This window comes from Arenimonas oryziterrae DSM 21050 = YC6267, from assembly GCF_000420545.1.
Classification (GTDB): domain Bacteria; phylum Pseudomonadota; class Gammaproteobacteria; order Xanthomonadales; family Xanthomonadaceae; genus Arenimonas; species Arenimonas oryziterrae.
Window position 1 is genome coordinate 755876 of the sequence record NZ_ATVD01000001.1, and the last position, 20419, is coordinate 776294.

19 protein-coding genes, 1 tRNA gene and 1 riboswitch are annotated in these 20419 nt (G+C 62.7%); of the genes, 14 read left to right on the forward strand and 6 right to left on the reverse strand.

All coding sequences use genetic code 11. The features are described 5' to 3' along the window. Positions 1-12 precede the first annotated feature (12 nt). The 10 genes from G467_RS0103820 (at position 13) to G467_RS0103865 (ending at position 12553) form a co-directional block, all read left to right on the forward strand. Positions 13-3021 (forward strand): type I restriction endonuclease subunit R, encoded by a 3009-nt coding sequence (locus G467_RS0103820; protein ID WP_022968407.1) that lies wholly within the window; start codon positions 13-15, stop codon positions 3019-3021. After that, positions 3011-4330, forward strand: coding sequence for a restriction endonuclease subunit S (locus tag G467_RS0103825; protein ID WP_022968408.1), 1320 nt, complete (start codon positions 3011-3013; stop codon positions 4328-4330). Before G467_RS0103820 ends, G467_RS0103825 begins: the two co-directional genes overlap by 11 nt. Then, positions 4327-5469, forward strand: a complete 1143-nt coding sequence (locus G467_RS0103830) for an AAA family ATPase (RefSeq protein ID WP_022968409.1) — start codon at positions 4327-4329, stop codon at positions 5467-5469. The genes G467_RS0103825 and G467_RS0103830 overlap by 4 nt, the downstream gene beginning before the upstream one ends. Continuing rightward, on the forward strand, positions 5466-7073 hold the full coding sequence (locus G467_RS0103835; protein WP_022968410.1) for a type I restriction-modification system subunit M: 1608 nt from the start codon (positions 5466-5468) through the stop codon (positions 7071-7073). The genes G467_RS0103830 and G467_RS0103835 overlap by 4 nt, the downstream gene beginning before the upstream one ends. Positions 7074-7246: 173 nt before the next feature. After that, positions 7247-7333, forward strand: a riboswitch (S-adenosyl-L-homocysteine riboswitch). Between the two features lie 37 nt (positions 7334-7370). Further along, complete coding sequence (gene ahcY, locus G467_RS0103840; protein ID WP_022968411.1) at positions 7371-8795, forward strand: adenosylhomocysteinase; 1425 nt, start codon at positions 7371-7373, stop codon at positions 8793-8795. 115 nt (positions 8796-8910) lie between these two features. After that, on the forward strand, positions 8911-9222 hold the full coding sequence (locus G467_RS15285) for a TA system antitoxin ParD family protein (protein WP_022968412.1): 312 nt from the start codon (positions 8911-8913) through the stop codon (positions 9220-9222). Next, positions 9219-10025 (forward strand): hypothetical protein, encoded by an 807-nt coding sequence (locus tag G467_RS0103850; protein ID WP_022968413.1) that lies wholly within the window; start codon positions 9219-9221, stop codon positions 10023-10025. Before G467_RS15285 ends, G467_RS0103850 begins: the two co-directional genes overlap by 4 nt. A gap of 82 nt (positions 10026-10107) precedes the next feature. Then, complete coding sequence (gene metF, locus G467_RS0103855) at positions 10108-10932, forward strand: methylenetetrahydrofolate reductase [NAD(P)H] (RefSeq protein WP_022968414.1); 825 nt, start codon at positions 10108-10110, stop codon at positions 10930-10932. A gap of 20 nt (positions 10933-10952) precedes the next feature. Further along, positions 10953-11582 carry a DUF4124 domain-containing protein gene (locus tag G467_RS17325; protein ID WP_022968415.1) on the forward strand — a complete coding sequence of 210 codons (630 nt, stop codon included), beginning with the start codon at positions 10953-10955 and terminating at the stop codon, positions 11580-11582. Positions 11583-11641: 59 nt separating this feature from the next. Beyond that, positions 11642-12553, forward strand: coding sequence for a branched-chain amino acid transaminase (locus G467_RS0103865; protein ID WP_022968416.1), 912 nt, complete (start codon positions 11642-11644; stop codon positions 12551-12553). Between the two features lie 41 nt (positions 12554-12594). Here the strand turns inward: G467_RS0103865 and G467_RS0103870 are convergent, their stop codons facing one another. The 5 genes from G467_RS0103870 to G467_RS0103890 all read right to left on the reverse strand — a co-directional run bounded on the left by G467_RS0103870 (position 12595) and on the right by G467_RS0103890 (position 16344). Beyond that, a complete protein-coding gene (locus tag G467_RS0103870; RefSeq protein ID WP_022968417.1) occupies positions 12595-13872 on the reverse strand; it encodes a sensor histidine kinase in 1278 nt (425 codons plus the stop codon). Between the two features lie 5 nt (positions 13873-13877). Continuing rightward, positions 13878-14558: a response regulator transcription factor gene (locus G467_RS0103875; RefSeq protein ID WP_022968418.1), complete on the reverse strand. Its 681-nt coding sequence runs from the start codon at positions 14556-14558 to the stop codon at positions 13878-13880. Between the two features lie 282 nt (positions 14559-14840). After that, positions 14841-15770 carry a 30S ribosomal protein S6--L-glutamate ligase gene (rimK, locus tag G467_RS15295; protein ID WP_022968419.1) on the reverse strand — a complete coding sequence of 310 codons (930 nt, stop codon included), beginning with the start codon at positions 15768-15770 and terminating at the stop codon, positions 14841-14843. After that, positions 15767-16222: a putative ATP-dependent zinc protease gene (locus tag G467_RS0103885; protein ID WP_022968420.1), complete on the reverse strand. Its 456-nt coding sequence runs from the start codon at positions 16220-16222 to the stop codon at positions 15767-15769. Before G467_RS0103885 ends, rimK begins: the two co-directional genes overlap by 4 nt. Positions 16223-16270: 48 nt before the next feature. After that, positions 16271-16344 (reverse strand) — tRNA-Gly (locus tag G467_RS0103890). Between the two features lie 57 nt (positions 16345-16401). Between G467_RS0103890 and thiS the strand changes: the two genes are divergently transcribed. From thiS to G467_RS0103910, 4 genes are all read left to right on the forward strand, one after another. Continuing rightward, complete coding sequence (gene thiS / locus G467_RS0103895; protein ID WP_022968421.1) at positions 16402-16602, forward strand: sulfur carrier protein ThiS; 201 nt, start codon at positions 16402-16404, stop codon at positions 16600-16602. Between the two features lie 64 nt (positions 16603-16666). After that, complete coding sequence (locus G467_RS0103900; protein ID WP_022968422.1) at positions 16667-17464, forward strand: thiazole synthase; 798 nt, start codon at positions 16667-16669, stop codon at positions 17462-17464. Between the two features lies 1 nt (position 17465). Further along, complete coding sequence (gene trmB, locus G467_RS0103905) at positions 17466-18179, forward strand: tRNA (guanosine(46)-N7)-methyltransferase TrmB (protein WP_022968423.1); 714 nt, start codon at positions 17466-17468, stop codon at positions 18177-18179. A gap of 15 nt (positions 18180-18194) precedes the next feature. Continuing rightward, positions 18195-20033, forward strand: a complete 1839-nt coding sequence (locus tag G467_RS0103910; protein ID WP_022968424.1) for an SLC13 family permease — start codon at positions 18195-18197, stop codon at positions 20031-20033. On the opposite strand, the gene G467_RS15300 is transcribed toward G467_RS0103910, so the two are convergent. After that, on the reverse strand, positions 20017-20361 hold the full coding sequence (locus tag G467_RS15300; protein ID WP_022968425.1) for a Rieske (2Fe-2S) protein: 345 nt from the start codon (positions 20359-20361) through the stop codon (positions 20017-20019). The two genes, G467_RS0103910 and G467_RS15300, sit on opposite strands and share 17 nt — an antisense overlap. Positions 20362-20419 lie beyond the last annotated feature (58 nt).

Here is a 20419-nt window from a genome sequence, read left to right on the forward strand (position 1 = left end):
ATCTTGGTGGCCATGAAAGTCTCCGAACGCAACCTTGAAGACGAACTCATTGAAAAGCTTGAGGGCTTGAAGTACGTCTACCGCGCAGATATTTGTGATCGCTATTCGCTGGAGCAGAATTTCCGCGAAAAATTCGAGGCTCTCAACCGCGTCAGCCTCACCGATAGCGAATTCCCGCGCCTGCTGGAAGAAATCGTCTCCCCCGATGTTTTTACCGCAGCCCGCACGCTCCGCGAGCGCAACAGCTTCACCCGCGATGACGGCACGCCACTGAACTACACGTTGGTCAACCTCAAGGACTGGTGCAAGAACACTTTCGAGGTCGTCAACCAGCTCCGCATCAACACCGACTACAGCCACCACCGCTACGACGTTCTCCTGCTCATCAACGGCGTCCCTTGCGTGCAGATCGAGCTCAAGACCCTCGGCATCAGTCCACGCCGGGCCATGGAGCAGATCGTCGAATACAAAAACGACCCTGGCAACGGCTATACCAAAACACTGCTTTGCTTCCTCCAGCTTTTCATAGTCAGTAATCGCGACAGCACTTACTACTTCGCCAACAACAACGCCCGCCATTTCGCTTTCAATCAGGATGAGCGCTTCCTGCCCGTCTATCAGTTCGCCGCCGAGGACAACAAAAAGATCACCCACCTCGTCAGCTTTGCCGAAACCTTTCTCGCCAAGTGCACGCTCGGCCAGACCATCAATCGCTACATGGTGCTCATCGCCAGCGAGCAAAAGCTCATGATGATGCGTCCGTATCAGGTCTATGCCGTGAAGCACATCGTGGACTGCATACACCAGAACTGCGGCAACGGCTATATCTGGCACACCACCGGTAGCGGTAAGACGCTCACTTCCTTCAAAGCATCCACGCTGCTCAAGGACAATCCGGACATAGAGAAATGCCTGTTTGTCGTGGACCGCAAAGACCTCGACCGGCAGACCCGCGAGGAATTCAACAAATTCCAAGAAGGCTGCGTCGAGGAAAACACCAACACCGGTGCCTTGGTGCGCCGCCTCCTCTCAGATGACTACGCCGACAAGGTCATCGTCACCACCATCCAGAAGCTCGGCCTCGCGCTGGATGAAAACAGCAAGCGCAACAAGCAGCGGAAAAATAACGACCTGCAGACCTACAAGGAGCAGCTCGAGCCGCTCCGCGACAAACGCATAGTCTTCATTTTCGACGAATGCCATCGCTCCCAGTTCGGCGAGAACCATAAGGCCATCAAGGAATTCTTCCCCCAGGCCCAGCTCTTCGGCTTCACGGGCACGCCAATATTTGAGGAGAACGCCAGCCGCGTGAAGATCGAGGACCAGCAGGCCTCGATGCAGACCACCGAGGAGCTGTTCCAAAAGCAACTTCACGCCTACACGATCACCCACGCCATCGAAGACGGGAACGTCCTACGCTTCCACGTCGATTATTTCAAGCCGAAAGGCGACAAGCCGCCTAAGCCCGGCGAGGCCATCGCCAAGCGCGCCGTCATCGAGGCCATCCTCACCAAGCACAATGCCGCCACCGGCCAGCGCCGATTCAATGCCCTGCTTGCCACCGCATCCATCAACGATGCCATCGAATATCACGCGCTGTTCAAGACCATGCAGGTGGAAAAGCAGGCCGCCGAGCCCGACTTCCAGCCGCTGAATATCGCCTGCGTCTTCTCCCCGCCCGCCGAGGGCGATGCCGATGTGAAGCAGATCCAGGAAGACCTGCCGCAGGAAAAGGAAGACAACGCCGTCGAGCCCGAGAAGAAGAAAGCCGCCCTCAAGTCCATCCTCGCCGACTACAACGCCCGCTACGGCGGAAACCACACCCTCGGCGAGTTCGACCTCTACTATCAGGATGTGCAAAAGCGCATCAAAGACCAGCAATGGCCCAATGCAGATTTTCCGCACGCGCAGAAAATCGACATCACCATCGTGGTGGACATGCTGCTCACCGGCTTCGATTCCAAATTTCTAAATACGCTTTACGTGGACAAGAACCTCAAGCACCACGGCTTGATTCAGGCTTTCTCGCGCACCAACCGCGTGCTCAACGGCACAAAGCCCTATGGCAATATTCTGGACTTTCGCCAGCAGCGGGATGCGGTAGATGCCGCCATCGCCCTGTTCTCTGGCGGGCAAGCCGGCGAGAAAGCCCGCGAAATCTGGCTCGTCGACAAGGCCCCCGTCGTTATCCAGAAATTAGATGCCGCCGTGCAAAAGCTAGATGCCTTTATGAAATCCCAGGGCCTGGCCACGGCCCCGGAGGCGGTACCCAACCTCAAGGGCGACGACGCCCGCGCCGCCTTCATCAACCACTTCAAGGAAGTGCAGCGCCTCAAGACCCAGCTCGACCAATACACCGACCTCACCGAAGATAACGCCGCCACCATCGAGCACATCCTGCCCAAGGAAAACCTTCTCGGCTTCCGCGGCGCCTATCTGGAGACCGCCCAGCGCCTCAAGGCCCAGCAGGGCAAAGGCAGCGACAAGCGCGCGCCGCACGACGTGGACCAGCTCGATTTCGAGTTCGTTCTGTTTGCCTCCGCCCTCATTGACTACGACTACATCATGGGCCTCATTTCCCGCTTCTCCCAGCAGACGCCGGGCAAGCAGAAGATGAGCCGCGAGCAGCTCATCGGCCTCATCCAGTCCGATGCCAAGTTCATGAACGAGCGCGAAGACATCGCCGCCTACATCGCCACCCTGAAAGCCGGCGAAGGCCTCAGCGAAAAAGCCATCCGCGACGGCTACACCCGCTTCAAGGCGGAAAAAGACGCCGCCGAACTGGCCGCCATCGCCGCCGAGCACAACCTCGCCACCGCCGCTCTGCAAAGCTTCGTGGACGGCATCCTGCAACGCATGATTTTCGATGGCGAGCAATTGAGCGACCTCATGGCCCCACTGGAGCTGGGCTGGAAAGCCCGTACTCAGGCCGAACTTGCCCTCATGGAAGACCTGCACCCGCTGCTCACCAAACGCGCCCAAGGCCGCGACATCTCAGGACTCAGCGCGTATGAGCAGTAAGACGAAAACCGGCGCCATGAAGGAAGTGGCAACGTCCGCGCTGGTTCCGAAGTTGCGCTTTCCGGAGTTTCGGGAGGCGGACGCGTGGGAACCAACGACAATCGGAGCCTTAGGGCACTTCTATTACGGCAAGAGTGCCCCAAAATGGTCCTTGGCAGAGGATGCTCCAACCCCTTGTGTCCGATACGGTGAGCTATACACCAAGTTTGGTCCGGTCATCACCGAGACCTACTCTCGGACCAATACGGCCCCGGAGATTTTGCGGTTCAGCAAAGGTGGAGAAATACTGATCCCGCGTGTCGGCGAGAAGCCAGAGGATTTTGGGAAGTGCTGTGCCTACTTGCCTCTGAAAGACATTGCCATTGGGGAAATGATCAGCGTTCTCGAGACCAAACAACACCCTCTGTTCTACACGTACTATTTCCGGGGCTTGTATAAGCAGTTCGCAAAGGTTGTTGAAGGACAGAACGTCAAGAACCTTTACTTTTCCGAATTGCAGCAGCTTCCAATTCATTGCCCGTCGTTTCCTGAACAACAAAAAATCGCCGAGTGCCTGAGCTCCGTGGACGAGCTGCTGGCTGGCCAAGCCCGGAAACTGGACGCGCTCAAGACCCATAAAAAAGGGCTGATGCAGCAGCTTTTCCCCCGCGAAGGCGAAACCCAACCCCGCCTTCGCTTCGCCGAATTCATAGCTGCTGGGGAGTGGGGCGACGGAGACCTGGGCTCAAGGACGGCCAAGGTTGGAAGCGGAATAACCCCCAACGGTGGCGACAAGAACTACAAACAAACGGGTCGCCCTTTCGTGCGCAGCCAGAATGTCGGTTGGGGCGAACTGATTTTGGACGACGTTGCATTCATTGATGAGGAAACCCACAGTTCGTTTAGCTCGACTGAAATACAGGTCTTCGACGTCCTCCTCAACATCACGGGAGCATCTATCGGGCGGAGTGCGGTTTCCGATGGAAGGATCGCGGGTGGCAATGTGAATCAGCACGTTTGCATTATTCGCGTCAAAGCAGCTGAACTGAATCACTTCTATCTAAACCAGTATCTTATTTCTCCGGAGGGCCAAAAGCAGATCGACAGCTTCCAAGCTGGAGGCAATCGGCAAGGGCTCAACTTTGCGCAAATAAGGTCATTCACCATTCCGCTGCCTCCCAAAGTATCCGAACAACAACGCATCGCCGACTGCCTCACCAGCCTTGATGACCTGATCGCCGCGCAAGCCCAGCAGCTCGCGGCCGTCAAGTCACACAAGCTAGGGCTGATGCAGCAGCTTTTCCCCTTCCCGGAAGCGGTCGAGGCATGAGCGCAACCCCCTTTGTCGATCTGGAAGCTTTAGCCGTCCACTTACGCCAGGAATTGGCGGCCAAGAAATTCATTCTGCTTTATGCCTACAACGGCACGGGCAAGACGCGCCTGTCCGCAGCCTTCAAGGACCTCGGAAGGAATGGCGACGAGCGCGACACGCTCTACTTCAATGCCTTTACCGAAGACTTATTTACGTGGGACAACGATCTGGAAAACGACCGCGAGCGAGCCCTCAAGATCAACAAGGATTCCCGCTTTTTCGCCGGGCTCGTCGAGTTGGAAATGGATAACCGCATCCGACCGCTGCTGAGCCGCTACGCCGACTTCGATTTCAGGATTGACACGGTCGAGTGGAAAGTAAGCTTCTCTCGAATTGTTACTTCGGGCGAAGGCGAAGACGCGAAGACCGAAACCGTTGACGACATAAAGGTTTCCCGGGGCGAGGAGAGCATCTTCATCTGGTGCTTCTTCCTCGCCATTGTCCAGCTCGCGATGGACGGAGCCGAGGCCTACAAATGGGTCAAATACATCTACATAGATGATCCGGTTTCATCATTGGATGAACACAACGCCATTACGGTGGCAAATCATCTGGCCCAACTGCTCAAGAAGCCGGGCAGTCCCCTCAAGGCCGTCATCTCGACCCACCACACGCTCTTTTTCAACGTTCTCTATAATGAAATCAGGGAGGAGAGCAGAAACAAGAAGGCGCTCCAGTATTTCCTGAGCCGGGACAAGCAACCGGGCGGCTACGTTATTCGGGAAACCGGAGAGACTCCATTTTTCCACCATGTCGCCGCGCTAGCTGAGTTATACGAGGCGGAGCGGAGTGGTCGGCTATTTACACATCATTTCAATATGCTGCGTACCGTCCTGGAAAAGACAGCGAGCTTTCATGGCTATCGGCATTTTGCCGCTTGCATCAAACAGGATGCCAACGACGAGGAAGGCCTTCTGCATCAGCGCCTCGTCAACATCCTAAGCCACGGCGGCTATTCACTGTATGAGCCGCAGGAGATGCTGGAGGAGAACAAGAACTATTTTCGGAAAATCCTCCACGATTTCATCAACCGCTACCCGTTCAACCCGGCTTTGTTCCCCAGCGCGCCCGTAACTCAGGAAACACCCGCAGCATGAATGCTCAAGACCAAAAGCAGCTGGGCAAGACCCTCTGGAACATCGCCGACCAACTGCGCGGGGCGATGAACGCGGACGATTTCCGCGACTACATGCTGTCGTTCCTCTTCCTGCGCTACCTCTCGGACAATTACGAAACGGCAGCGAAGAAGGAGCTGGGCAAAGACTATCCCACGCTCGCCGCGGACGACCGCCGCGTGCCGTTGTCCCTCTGGTATGCCAACAACCCGGACGACGTCACCGAATTCGAGAAACAGATGCGCCGCAAGGTGCATTACGTCATCCAGCCGGCGCACCTGTGGAACAGCATCGCCAACCTGGCCCGCACCCAGAATGGCGAACTGCTCAATACCCTGCAGGCAGGGTTCAAATACATCGAAAACGAATCCTTCGAGAGCACCTTCAACGGACTGTTCTCCGAGATCAACCTTGGCTCGGACAAGCTCGGCCGCAAGTATGAAGACCGCAACGCCACGCTCTGCCGCATCATCGCGGAGATTGCCAAAGGACTGGCGGAATTCTCCTCCGACATCGATGCCCTGGGCGATGCCTACGAATACCTGATTGGCCAGTTTGCCGCCGGGTCGGGCAAGAAAGCGGGCGAGTTCTACACGCCGCAGCAGATCTCCGACATCCTTTCCACGATCGTCACCCTCGACAGCCAGGAACCCGCCACCGGCAAGAAAGAGCGTCTCGCCAGCGTGCTCGACTTCGCTTGCGGCTCCGGCTCCTTGCTGCTCAATGTGCGCAAGCGCATGGGCCCGCACGGTATCGGCAAGATTTACGGGCAGGAAAAGAACATCACCACCTACAACCTGGCGCGCATGAACATGCTGCTGCACGGGGTGAAGGACACGGAGTTCGAGATTTACCACGGCGATACCCTAACCAACGATTGGGACATGCTGCGCGAGCTGAACCCCGCCAAGAAACCCGCGTTCGATGCCGTCGTCGCCAATCCACCCTTCAGCTACCGCTGGGACCTGACGGATGCGATGGGTGAAGACGTGCGCTTCAAGAACCACGGCCTGGCCCCCAAATCCGCCGCCGATTTCGCATTCCTGCTGCACGGCTTTCATTTCCTCAAAGACGAGGGCGTGATGGCCATCATCCTGCCCCACGGCGTGCTTTTCCGTGGCGGTGCCGAAGAACGCATCCGCACCAAGCTGCTCAAAGACGGCCACATCGACACCGTCATCGGCCTGCCGGCAAACCTCTTCTACTCGACCGGTATCCCGGTCTGCATCCTTGTGCTCAAGAAGTGCAAGAAGCCCGATGATGTGCTCTTCATCAACGCCGCCGAACACTTCGTGAAGGGAAAACGCCAGAACCAACTGACGGACGCGCACATCGCCAAGATTATCGACACCTACCAATTCCGAAAGGAAGAGGACCGCTATTCGAAGCGGATCTCGATGGAGCGGATCGCTGAGGAAGGCTACAACCTTAATATCTCGCGCTACATCAGCACGACCATTTCCGAGACAGAGATCGATCTGGGGGCGACTCACAGCGAGCTGGTCAAGATCGAGGGTGAGATCCGCAAGGCGACGGCAAAGCACAACGAGTTTCTGAAAGAACTTGGCTTGCCTTTACTGCCGTAGCTCTTGCGCCAATTGGCTTTACCAAGGGCCTTACCTCGGGCCTGAGCCGGAGCTTGGCACTCTTTCATTCCTCCATCGCGAGGAAGCGATATACTGCGCGCCGGCCCTGAGGGGCCGCCCTCATCCCGGCCCTCTCCCGCGGGGCGGGAGAGGGAGCAAAGCAAGAACACCCTCCTGCCGAGGGGCGCTGCAAACCCGGCCATCGCATGGCAAGGGAACAGGCTCGGTACGGAGTGCAACTGCAACGGCGCCCGGAATTTGCGAATCCCTCGCAAGTCATCATCCGGAGGTTTCACCATGAATGCCGTCACCAACCTGACCCCCAACTACAAAGTCGCCGACATCACGCTCGCCGACTGGGGCCGCAAGGAACTCGATATCGCCGAGCACGAGATGCCGGGCCTGATGTCGATCCGCAAGAAATATTCCGCTGCCAAGCCGCTCAAGGGCGTGCGTGTCACCGGCTCGCTGCACATGACCATCCAGACGGCCGTGCTCATCGAGACGCTCAAGGACATTGGCGCCGACGTGCGCTGGGCCTCGTGCAACATCTTCTCGACGCAGGACCACGCGGCCGCCGCGATCGCCAAGACCGGCACGCCGGTGTTCGCGTGGAAAGGCGAGACGCTGGAAGAATATTGGGACTGCACGCTCGACGCGGTCACCTTCCCGGGCGGCAAGGGTCCGCAGCTCGTCGTTGACGACGGCGGCGACGTCACCCTGCTGATCCACAAGGGCTATGAGCTCGAGAAGGGTTCGGACTGGGTCAACACCCCGTCGGGCTCGCACGAAGAGCAGATCATCAAGAACCTGCTCAAGCGCGTCGCGAAAGAGCGCCCCGGTTTCTGGACCAATGTGGTCAAGGACTGGAAGGGCGTGTCGGAAGAAACGACGACCGGCGTGCACCGCCTGTACCAGATGGTCGAGGCCGGCAACCTGCTGGTCCCGGCGATCAACGTCAACGACTCGGTCACCAAGTCCAAGTTCGACAACCTCTACGGCTGCCGCGAGTCGCTGGCCGACGGCCTCAAGCGCGCGATGGACGTGATGCTGGCCGGCAAGGTCGCTGTGGTTTGCGGTTACGGCGACGTCGGCAAGGGCTCGGCGCATTCGCTGCGCGCGTACGGCGCCCGCGTCGTGGTCACCGAAATCGATCCGATCAACGCGCTGCAGGCGTCGATGGAAGGCTTCGAGGTCAACACCGTCGAAAGCACGCTCGGCCGCGGCGACATCTACGTCACCACGACCGGCAACAAGGACGTGCTGACCGTCGCGCACATGCAGGCGATGAAGGACCAGGCGATCGTCTGCAACATCGGCCACTTCGACAACGAGATCCAGGTCGATGCGCTCAACAACCTCGCCGGCGTGACCAAGCTCAACATCAAGCCGCAGGTCGACAAGTACACCTTCCCCGGCGGCAACGCGATCTACCTGCTGGCCGAAGGCCGCCTGGTGAACCTGGGCTGCGCCACCGGCCACCCGAGCTTCGTGATGTCGAACTCGTTCTCGAACCAGACGCTCGCGCAGATCGACCTGTGGGCGAACAAGGACAAGTACGAAGCCAAGGTCTACATCCTGCCCAAGAAGCTCGACGAGGAAGTCGCGCGCCTGCACCTGGAAAAGATCGGCGTGAAGCTGACCACGCTGACCGCCGACCAGGCCGCGTACCTCGGCGTGGACGTGGAAGGCCCGTACAAGCCCGACCATTACCGCTACTGAGCCTGCGAGAGGGCGGCGCCTGCCGCCACCCGACGCGACAGCCGGCCCGCGGAGCGATCCGCGGGCTTTTTCTTGCCTGAATTGCATTTTGTGGCAATTTGCCACAAAATGTGGCATGGCCAAGAACATCCGCATCTCCGACGATTTTTATGCCCTCGCCCAACTGGAGTCCCAGTTGGAGAACCGAAGCATTGCCCAGCAACTGGAGTACTGGGCCAAACTGGGCATGGCGGTGGCGTCGGCACGAACGCCTGCCAGCGAGCTGGGCGCGGTAAAAGCCTCGATCGAAGCCACTCGCCGACTCGACGCGCTGGACGTGCGCCGCGGTACCCGCGACGCCAGCTATTTCCATTTCATTCCGGCGTCGGCGGCCCGAGACAGCACGGTTGTCTTTCCGTCGTTTTCCCGGGAAAAGGTTGAATCTTGAGTCGAGACGGCGAAGCCTACATCCCTCGCGAGCTTGTCGATCGCGTGATCGATAGCGCCTCGTCGGACGTCGTTTTGGTCGGGGGGCAGGCCCTGGCGTACTGGATGGACTACTACCGGATAGCGCACCCGACGAATCTGCCGGCGATCTCGCGTGACGTGGATTTCTTCACTCGCGACCCTGCCAATGCCGCGCCACTGACACGGTTTGCGCGTGCGATCCGCGGTCGCAAAGAAGTCCTGCCTGCCAGTGCAATCTCGGCGCTTGTAGGCAGCGCGATCGCGCCGGCAGGGGACGAACGCATCTACAACGTCGACTTGCTGCATTCGGTCGTCGGTATCGAGCGCGCGGACGTCGAGGCAAAAGCCGTCGACGTTACTCTGCCCGGCGGCAAGGCCATTCGCATCATGCATCCCCTCCATGTCTTGCAAAGCCGCAACGCAAACCTGCACAAACTTGTCGAAAAGCAGGACGACATGGGCCAGCTGCAATTTTCCCTGGCGATCGGCGTCGCGCGTGCGTTCCTCGAGCAACAGCTCGATCGTCTCGCCCACGATGCGAGCCTGCCGGCGAAAGAGCGCGACCGCGCAGAGCTCGACCTGATCGGCGTCGTTGTCGACTATGCGTCGGACGATGCCGCGCGCAAGAACGCCGAGCGCTACGGCATTTTCCTTGCCGACGCGATCCCGGCCTGGCGCATCGGGAGTCCGGCATTCTGGAAAAAACAATGGCCGCATCTGCGTCAGCGCATGTCTCCGGACTACGCCCTGGAATGCGAACGCCTGGCCAAGGTTTCGGGCTGAGGCCCCTCTTGCGCCAACATTATCGCTTCATCCGGAAATAGAGATATATTAGGCCCAGAGCCATCCTTCTCGCGTCCGACCCATGCCCAAGTTCAGCTTCGAGTTCTACCCGCCCAAGACCGACGAGCAACGCACCCAGCTCGACCGCACCGTGCGCAAGCTCAAGGCCTATTCGCCCGAGTTCGTGTCGGTCACCTTCGGCGCTGGCGGCTCGACGCTGTCGTACACGCCCGAAACGGTCCGCGAACTCCGGCAGAAGCACAAACTCAACGGCGTCCCGCATCTGAGCTGCATGGGCGGCACGCGCGAGGAGATTCGCGAATTGCTGAGCCTGTACAAGGCGCTCGGCTGCACGCGCCTGGTGGCGCTGCGCGGCGACCTGCCCTCGGGCATGGCGCGCATGGGCGACCTGCGTTATGCCTCCGACCTGGTGCGTTTCATCCGCGAAGAACACGGCGACCACTTCCGCATCGAAGTCGGCGCGTATCCGGAAATGCATCCGCAGGCCGACGACGCGCTCGTGGACCTGCAGCACTTCAAGGCCAAGATGGACGCCGGCGCGGATTCGGCGATCACCCAGTATTTTTTCAACGCCGATGCGTATTTCCGCTTCGTCGACGATGTGCGCAAGCTCGGTGTCACCGCGCCGATCGTGCCGGGCATCATGCCGATCTCCAATTTCTCGCAGCTCAAGCGCTTCTCCGACGCCTGCGGCGCCGAGATTCCGCGCTGGATCGGCAAGCGCATGCAGGCCTACGGCGACGACGCCGACAGCATCCGCGAACTGGCCGCCGACCTGGTCGCCGGCATGTGCCGTCGCCTGCTCGACGCCGGCGTGCCCGAGCTGCATTTCTACACGCTGAACCTGGCCCGCCCGACCGAGGCCGTGCTCTCGCGTCTGGGCTGAGCAAGCGCTACGCTCGCGCGATGAAACGCGCCGCGAGCCTCACCGCCGCCTGTCTGCTGCTGCTCGTGCCCGTGCACGGGCAGGAGGCGCGCGCGCAGGGTGGCATCCACCGCTGCGTGGGCGCCGACGGCCGCTCGATCTTCACCGACCGCCGCTGCGAGGACATGCAGGGCACCGAGCAGGTCACCGCGCCCGCCGGCGCGGTCGGCGCCAGCGCCCATGTCGCCGTGCGCAGCTGCGCGCGCACCCGCGACGACCTGCTGTTCGGCGTGCGCTCCGCGCTCGAGTCGCAGGACGTGAACCGCTTCGCCGCGTACTACCACTGGACCGGCATGGGCACGACCGAGGCCTACCGGCTGATGGACCGCCTGAGCGTGTTCAGCGAGCGGCCGCTGGTCGACGCGCAGCTGGTGTCGAGCATGGATTTCCGCGACCAGGAAGCGCCGGCCGCGCCCGCGGAATTCGTCGACGGCCCGACCTCGGCCGAACTGAGCCTGGGCTTGGAGGCGCCGCCGGCGCCCCCGCCCCCGGGGCCACCGGCGCCGGACCTGATTCGCGTCGACCAGATGAGCAGCCGCAGCGACGCCGGCTCGCAGACGACCTATTTCCACCTGCAGGCGAACGCCGGTTGCTGGTGGATACGCTACTGAACTGACGGCCGCCGGGGCCGGCAAGTTAGAATTGCCGCTTGCCCACAGGAACCCCGGCCATGACCCAGCGTTACCCCGATTTCATCTGGCACAACGGCGAGATCAAACGCTGGCAGGACGCGACCGTGCACGTCATGGCGCACGGCCTGCACTACGGCTCGTCGGTGTTCGAAGGCATCCGCAGCTACGACACCAACCACGGTCCGAAAATCTTCCGCCTCAGCGACCACAACCGTCGCCTGTTCGCGTCGGCGAAGATCTACGAGATGCCGATTCCGTACACCGTCGACCAGCTCAACCAGGCCTGCCGCGATGTGCTCGCGGCCAATAAGATGGGCCAGGGCTATTTGCGTCCGATCGCGTATCGCGATCTGGGCGGTTTCGGTCTTTCCGCCGACTGCCCGACCTCGGTCGCGGTCGCGTGCTGGGACATGGGCCGCTATCTCGGCGCCGACGTGATCGATCGCGGCATCGACGCCTGCGTGTCGAGCTGGCAGCGCTTCGCGCCGAACACGATTCCCGCGGGCGCGAAGGCCGGCGGCAATTATCTTTCCGGCCAGCTGGTCGCGCGCGAAGCGCGTCGTCTGGGCTTCGGCGAGGGCATCGCGCTCGCATCGACCGGCCTGCTCTCGGAAGGCGCCGGCGAGAACCTGTTCCTGGTGTTCGAAGGCGCATTGCACACGCCGCCGGTCAGCGCCGCATTGCTCAACGGCATCACGCGCAACACCATCATCACGCTCGCGCGCTCGGTCGGCATCGACGTGGTCGAACGCGACATCCCGCGCGAATACCTCTATCTGTGCGACGAACTGTTCATGTGCGGCACGGCGGCGGAAATCACGCCGATCCGCTCGGTCGACGGCCGCGATGTCGGCACCGGCAAGCCCGGTCCGGTCACGCGCAAGATCCAGGAAATGTTCTTTGGCTTGTTTAACGGCACGACGCCGGATACGCACGGCTGGCTCGAGTAAGGAACGTTTGCGGTCGCCAGCAAGCTGGCGACCCACCTCAATCAAGCGAAAATCAACACCGCCTCGGCGCCGCGTTCGGCCCGCGGCGCGATGCTCACGCCCCAGCCGTACAACTCGCACAGACGACGCACGATCGACAGGCCGATGCCGCCGCCGGTCGTACCACCCGCGCCCGAACCGCGGTAACCGCGCTCGAACAGGCGCACCGCATCCTCCGCGCTCAGACCCGGGCCCGTGTCCTCGATGCGCACGCGATCGCTCTCGACGATGAGGCGCACCTCGCCCTCGGCGGTGTACTTGCAGGCATTGCCGAGCAGATTGCCGATCGCGACCGACAGCACCGCTTCGGGCGCGTTGACGAACACGTCGTTCGACCCTTCCACCACGATGGTCACCGGCTTGACGCCGAGCTGGGCGCGGTTGGCCTCGGCCAGCGCCAGGCACAGCTTATGCATGTCGGTGTGGCCGTTGCCGCGCTCGTTGCGCGAGAGCATCAGCAGGGCCGTGGTCAGGTCGGTGCATTGCAGCGCGGCGCGATCGATGCGCTGCAGGCGCTGCCGGGTCTTGTCGGGTAAGTCGGGATTGCCCATGAGCAATTCGACCGCGCCGCGGATCACCGCGAGCGGCGTGCGCAGTTCATGGCTCACGTCGGAATTGAATTCGCGATCGCGCTTGACCAGCGCGGTCATGCGTTCGGCGTAGTCGTCCAGCGCCGACGCGAGCTCGCCGACTTCGTCGTCGGGGAAATGCGGCGCGAGCGATTCGGGCTGGTCGCGTCCGGACAGATCGCCGACGCGCCGCGCGAGATCGGTCAGCGGACTGATCACGCGCGAGGACGACCACAGGCCGATCAGCCAGGCCAGGCCGGTGAACAGGAACACCGCCACGCCGAGCGTGATCAGCATCTGCTGCTGGGTCAGCGCTTCCTGGGTGTAGTCGTAGCGCAGGTAGCCGACGATGTCGGGCTGGCGTTCGACGGCGAGCTTGTACTTGCGCAGGCGACCGGCAGCATCGTATTCCTCCAGGTCGTACACGCCCGTCTGCAGGTCCTTCCACGCGAACGGAATGCTCGGGCGATCGGGCCGGTAAGCCGAGGCCTCGATCTGCCGCGAAAAGGTGAAGTTGGCTTCCGGCTGCGGATTCGCGCGCTTGAACTGCACGAAGTTGTTGGCCTCGCTCTGCAGCCACGACTCGACCAGCGAGCCTTCCAGCCGCGCGCGCAGGGCGATGGTCGCGAACGCGAACATCGCCGTCAGCCCGAAACCGAGCAGCAGGAACGAAACGATGATTCGACTGCGCAGCCGGCGCCGGTAAAGCATGCGTCTCAGCTCGCTTCGGGATCAGCGATCCGATAGCCGATGCCGTGGCGCGTCTGGATCAGCGCCTTGTCGAAGGGCTTGTCGACCGCCGCACGCAGGCCGTGGATGTGCACGCGCAGGCTGTCGGAATCGGGCAGTTCTTCGCCCCAGACGCGGGTTTCCAGATCCAGGCGCGGCACCACGGCCGGCGAGGCTTCCATCAGCGACTGCAGGATCTTCAGCGCGGTCGGGTTGAGCTGCAGCAGCTTGCCGCCGCGATGTACCTCGAGCGTGTCGAGGTTGTATTCGAGATCGGCGACGACCAGCACGCGCGGCTGCGCGGCCTTGCCGCGGCGGGCGAGCACGGCCAGACGCGCTTCGACTTCCTGCAGGGCGAAGGGCTTGACCAGATAGTCGTCGGCGCCGGAATCGAAACCGGCGAGCTTGTGATCGAGCGAGTCGCGCGCGGTCAGCATCAGCACCGGCGTCTGCTTGCGGCCTTCGGCGCGCAGCTTGCGGCAGACCTCCAGGCCATCCATGCCGGGCAGGTTGAGGTCGAGCACGATCGCGTCGAAGTCGTTGACCACCGCCAGGTGCAGGCCAGTGATGCCGTCGGCGGCGTAGTCCACGGTGTGGCCACGGTCTTCGAGATAGTCGCCGAGGTTGGCGGCGATGTCGCGGTTGTCTTCGACAACGAGGATGCGCATGGGGGGCAGGAACTCCAGAAGTGATCGGTTTTGATTCTGCCAGAGCACGGCAGGTTCCGGGCGCGGTCGCGCACGCAGCGTCGATCAAGCCACCGATCGTCGGGCGTCAGACAAAAATGACCCGGGAAGGCGCCATTGGGGAGACGCCTTGCCCGGGTCCAAAGTTTGCGATGCCCCGATTGCCGTAATCCGCTGGATCCACGAGGAGGACCGTTGGCTTATGGCCCAACCAGCCTAGGGGCCGCGAGATTAAAAATCCGTTAAATCGGTGCGAGTCTTTGGTTATTTTTTGCCCCGGGACCGCCCGCGGGGGGTCCCACCCGACCGGCGGCGGGCCGGAGCGGCCCGGGAGACCACATGGTCGATGATGGCCCCGGCCACGTCGGCCCGGCTGACCCCCTCGATTCCCTCCAGTCCGGGCGAGGAATTGACCTCCAGGACCAGGGGTCCCTTCTTCGAGCGCAGCAGGTCGACGCCGGCCACTTCCAGGCCGACGACGCGCGCGGCCAGCAGGGCGGTCTCACGCTCGGCGGCGCTCAGGCGGATCTTGCTCGCATGCCCGCCGCGATGCAGGTTGGAGCGGAACTCGCCCGGCTCGGCCTGGCGGCGCATCGCTGCGACGACCTCGTCGCCGACCACGAAGCAGCGGATGTCGGCGCCGTCGGCTTCGGCGATGAATTCCTGCACGAGGAAATTCGCGTACAGACCGCGCAACGCCTCGATGACGCTGCGCGAGGCCGACAGGCGTTCGGCGAGGATCACGCCGGCGCCCTGCGAGCCTTCATTGAGCTTGATCACGTGCGGCGGCTTGCCCAGCAGCGACAGCAGGTCGCCGGTGTCGTCGGGATTGTCGCCGAACACTGTCGTCGGCAGGCCGATGCCCTCGCCCGCGAGCAGCTGGTGACAGCGCAATTTGTCGCGCGCACGCAGGATCGCGTCGGAGCTGTTGGGCGTGAACACGCCCATCAACTCGAACTGGCGCAGCACCGCCGTGCCATAACGCGTGATCGAGGCGCCGATGCGCGGAATGACCGCGTCGATGCCGGTCAGGCGCTTGCCCTTGTAGTTCAGCTGGAACTGGCCCGGCGCGATTTTCAGATAGCAGCGCAGGGGATCGAGCACGCGCACGGTGTGGCCGCGTTCGCGCGCAGCCTGCACTAGGCGCTGGGTCGAATAGAGCTTGGCGTTGCGGGAAAGAATCGCGATTTTCATGAGGTCGGCCCGGGTCCGGATGACGCGCCGAGCAGGAACGAGCGCGCGGGTTCCACCAGGCAGCGTCCGCGCAAGGCGGTCCGGCCCAGCAGCATGGGGAAGAGCATGTTGCGGCGTTGTGTCAGGTTGATTTCGACCGGCCAGTGACGGTGCTCGTCCAGGCGCAGGCGGGTGCGGATGAAGATCCGTTCGCCGCGATGGCCGCCGGAGTCGGTGACCATGCGCCGGTCGCTGACCCGGGCTTCGGCCTGGTGCGTGCGTGCGCCGGAGCCGTCGAGGTCGACGCTGAAGCGCACGAACTCGACGCCGTCGCGCGCGAAGCATTCCTGGTCCTCGACATGCAGGGCCGAGCTGCGCGCGCCGGTGTCGATCTTGGCGCGGATGCCGACGATGCCCAGTTCCGGCAGCGACAACCACTCCCGCCAGCCGAGGACGATGCGCTCTCTGGACACCAGGCATCTCCGCGGGTGAAGGCCGGACGGCGCGAGCCGTCGGAGGAATGGAGCGGGTGAAGGGAATCGAACCCTCGTCAGTTGCTTGGGAAGCAACAGCTCTACCATTGAGCTACACCCGCGGACGGCCCGGATTATGACCCTCGCCTCCGGAGGTCGCAACGCAATAAACTGAGCGCATGAACATCCAACTCAACGGCGAGAGCCGCGAATTGCCCGAGGCCGCCACCGTCGCCGCCATGCTCGTGCACCTGGGTTACGGCACGCGTCGCGTCGCGGTCGAAGTCAATCGCGAAGTCGTGCCCAAGAGCCGCCATGGCGAACAGGTGCTCGTCGAGGGCGACCGCGTCGAGATCATCCAGGCCATCGGCGGCGGCTAGCCCGCAGGCAATTCCGCACGCGCAAAGGGTTATCAGGCCGGGGCATTCGCGCCATAATCACGGCATGAGCGCAGCCCCCTCCTACGACGACCCGCTGATCATCGCGGGCAAGTCCTATCGTTCCCGCCTGTTGACCGGCACCGGCAAGTTCACTGATTTCGAGCAGACCCGCCTGGCCACCGAAGCCGCCGGCGCCGAAATCGTCACCGTCGCCCTGCGACGCATGAATCTGGGCCAGAACCCGAACGAGCCCAACCTGCTCGACGTCCTGCCGCCCGACCGCTACACGCTGCTGCCCAATACCGCCGGCTGCTACACCGCCGACGACGCCGTGCGCACCTGCCAGCTCGCACGCGAGCTGCTTGACGGTCACGCGCTGGTGAAGCTCGAAGTGCTCGGCGATCCCAAGACCCTGTTTCCGGATGTGGTGCAGACGCTGGCCGCTGCCGAGATCCTGGTCCGCGACGGATTCCAGGTCATGGTCTACACCTCCGACGATCCGATCGTCGCCCGCCGCCTCGAAGAAATGGGCTGCGTCGCGGTGATGCCGCTGGCCGCGCCGATCGGCTCGGGCCTGGGTGTGCAGAACCGCTGGAACCTGCTGGAGATCATCGAGAACGCCAAGGTGCCGATTCTCGTCGACGCCGGCGTCGGCACCGCGTCCGATGCGGCGATCGCGATGGAGCTCGGCTGCGACGGCGTGCTGATGAACACTGCGATCGCGGGTGCGCGCGATCCGATCCTCATGGCGCACGCGATGCGCAAGGCGATCGAAGCGGGCCGCGACGCGTTCCGCGCCGGCCGCATTCCGCGCAAGCGCAACGCCAACGCCTCCTCGCCGATCGACGGACTGTTTTTCTGAGATGAGCGAACACGCTCCCGGCCCGAACGACACTGCCTCGCTGCGCCAGCGCGCGATCCGCAGTTTCGTGTTGCGCCAGGGTCGGGTCACCGATGCGCAGAAGCGCGCGTTCGTCGAGCATTGGCCGACCTATGGCGTGGATTATTCCGGCCAGCCGCGCGACTTCGATGCGCTGTTCGGTCGCCAGGCCGAACGCATCCTCGAAATCGGTTTCGGCAATGGCGAGCAGGTGTTGTTCGCCGCCGAGCATGAGCCGCAGCGCGATCTCATCGCCATCGAAGTGCATGGCCCGGGGGTCGGCCGCTGCCTCAACGGCCTGGCGGCGCTGAACGCGCGCAACGTGCGCCTGTACCAGCACGACGCGGTGGAAGTCCTCAAGGACGAGGTCGCCGACGGCTCGCTGGACGAAGTGCGTATCTATTTTCCCGATCCCTGGCACAAGAAGCGCCATCACAAGCGCCGCCTGATCAATGCCGAGTTCACCGCCCTGCTGTGCGCCAAGCTCAAGTCCGGCGGTCGCCTGCACCTGGCGACGGATTGGGAAAACTATGCCGAACACATGTGGGACGTACTCGATGCCGAACCGCTGTTGCAAAACCTCGCCGGTCCGCGAGGCGCGATGCCGCGCCCCGACTGGCGGCGCCAGACCCATTTCGAGACCCGCGGCCTGAAGCTCGGTCACGGAGTCTGGGACCTGATCTACTCCCGGCGCTGAGACGACAACGACACGATGGGCACCGACCTCACCCTCACGCACGACATGATGCTGGTGCTCGGGCTGGTGGTGTTCACGGTGTCGATGTTCATGTTCGAACGCATCCGCTCCGATGCCACCGCGCTCGTCGTGCTGGTCATCCTGGGCTTCACCGGCCTGGTGCCGGTCTCGCAGCTGTTCACCGGGTTTTCCGGCAACGCGGCGATCTCGATCATCGCCACGATGATCCTTGGCGCGGGCCTGGACCGCACCGGCGCGCTCAATCGCCTCGCCGGCTGGCTGCTGCGACGGTCCAAGGGCATGGAAGAACGCCTGATCATGATCACCTCGGCGGTCGCCGGCCTGATGTCGGGCTTCATGCAGAACCCGTCGGTGACTTCGCTGTTCCTGCCGGTGGTGTCGCGGCTCGCGGGCCGCACCGGCATCCTGCTGCCGCGCCTGCTGATCCCGGTCGCGGCCGCGATCATCATGGGCGATGCGCTGACGATGGTCGGCAACTCACCGATGATCATGCTCAACGACCTGCTGATCTCGGCCAACCGCAACCTGCCCTCGGGCGCGGCGACGATGACGCCGCTGCCGATGTTCCGGCCGCTGCCGATCGGTCTGCTGCTGCTTGGTGCCGGCCTGGTGTATTTCCGCACGGTGGGCCGCAAGAAACTCGCGGGCGCCGAAGACAAGAACGTCACGCCCGGCCGCACCGAAAGCTATTTCGCGCAGGCCTATGGCATCGAAGGCGAAGTATTCGAACTCACCGTCGGCGCCGACAGCCCGCTGGTCGGTCTGTCGGTCGGCGAGGCCGAGGCGGAAATCGGCGCGCCGCTGTTTCTCGCGCTGATGACCGGCGCCGATGCGCGCCTGTCGCCGTCGGCGGACCAGATGATCTGGGTCGGCAGCGTGATCGGCGTGATGGGCAAGCGCGAGGTCGTCGCGGAATACGCCGGCTCGCGGCAGCTGAAACTGTCGCAGCGTCTGCGCAATTTCGCCGATCTGTTCGATCCCAATCGCGCCGGCATTTCCGAGGCGGTGATTCCGCCGACCTCGCGTTTCATCGGCCACACCCAGGCCGACCTGCAGCTGCGCAAGCGCTTCGGCATCAGCCTGCTGGCGGTCAACCGCGACAAGAAGATCCATCGCCAGGACATCCGCAAGATGCCGCTGCGCGCCGGCGACATGCTGGTCTTCCACAGCATCTGGACCGATCTGGCGCAGGGCGGCGAGAACCGCGATTTCGTCGTGATCACCGACTACCCCAAGGTCGAACAGCGCCCGCACAAGCTGTGGCTCGCGCTGGGCCTGTTCGTGCTGTCGATGGGCCTGGCGCTGAGCACGCTCGTACCGATTTCGATCGCGCTGATGGGCGGCGCCGCCGCGATGATCGTCACCGGCGTGCTGAACATGGACGAGGCCTATGCCGCGATCAGCTGGAAGTCGGTGTTCCTGCTCGCCTGTCTGTTGCCCTTGGGCTGGGCGATGGATTCGACCGGCACCGCCAACTGGATCGCGCAGCAGGTGCTCGAACACGTGGGACCGAACATGCCGATCTGGGTGTTCCAGCTCGCGATCTGCCTGCTGACGACCGCGTTCGGCCTGGTCATCGGCAATGTCGGCGCGACCGTGGTCATGGTGCCGATGGCGATCAACGTCGGCCTGGCGGCGGACGGCAATCCGACCGCGTTCGCATTGCTGGTCGCACTGTCGGCGACCAACAACTTCCTCAGCCATTCCAATCCGGTGATGTCGATGATCAGCGGCCCGGCCGGCTACCGGCCGCGCGACCTGTGGCGCACGGGCCTGCCGCTGACGGCGATCTATCTGCTGATCGCCCTGCTCACGGTCAACCTGATGATGTGACGTCGTCGGGCTCGCCGGCCCAGGCGAGCTCGCCCGCGTCACCGACGATCAGCGGCACCGCGCGCAGATGCGCACCTCGGCAGGGACCGGCGAGGCATTCGCCCGATTCCAGGTCGAAACTGGCGCCGTGCGCGGCGCAGACCAGCCGCCCTTCGTCGCGCAGGAACCGGCCCGGCGCGTAGTCCAGCCGGCGCCCCGCATGGGGGCAGACATTGAGCCAGGCGTGCACGGCATCGTCCTTGCGATAGAGCATGATCGACTCGTTTTCGCCGTCGATGACTGCATCAACCAGGGAGATGTCGTCATTGGGGAGTTCGGATCGCCGCATTAACGATCTGCTTACACTTTCATTTTGAGCCATCGCCATACTCCCTCTCCCTGACAGT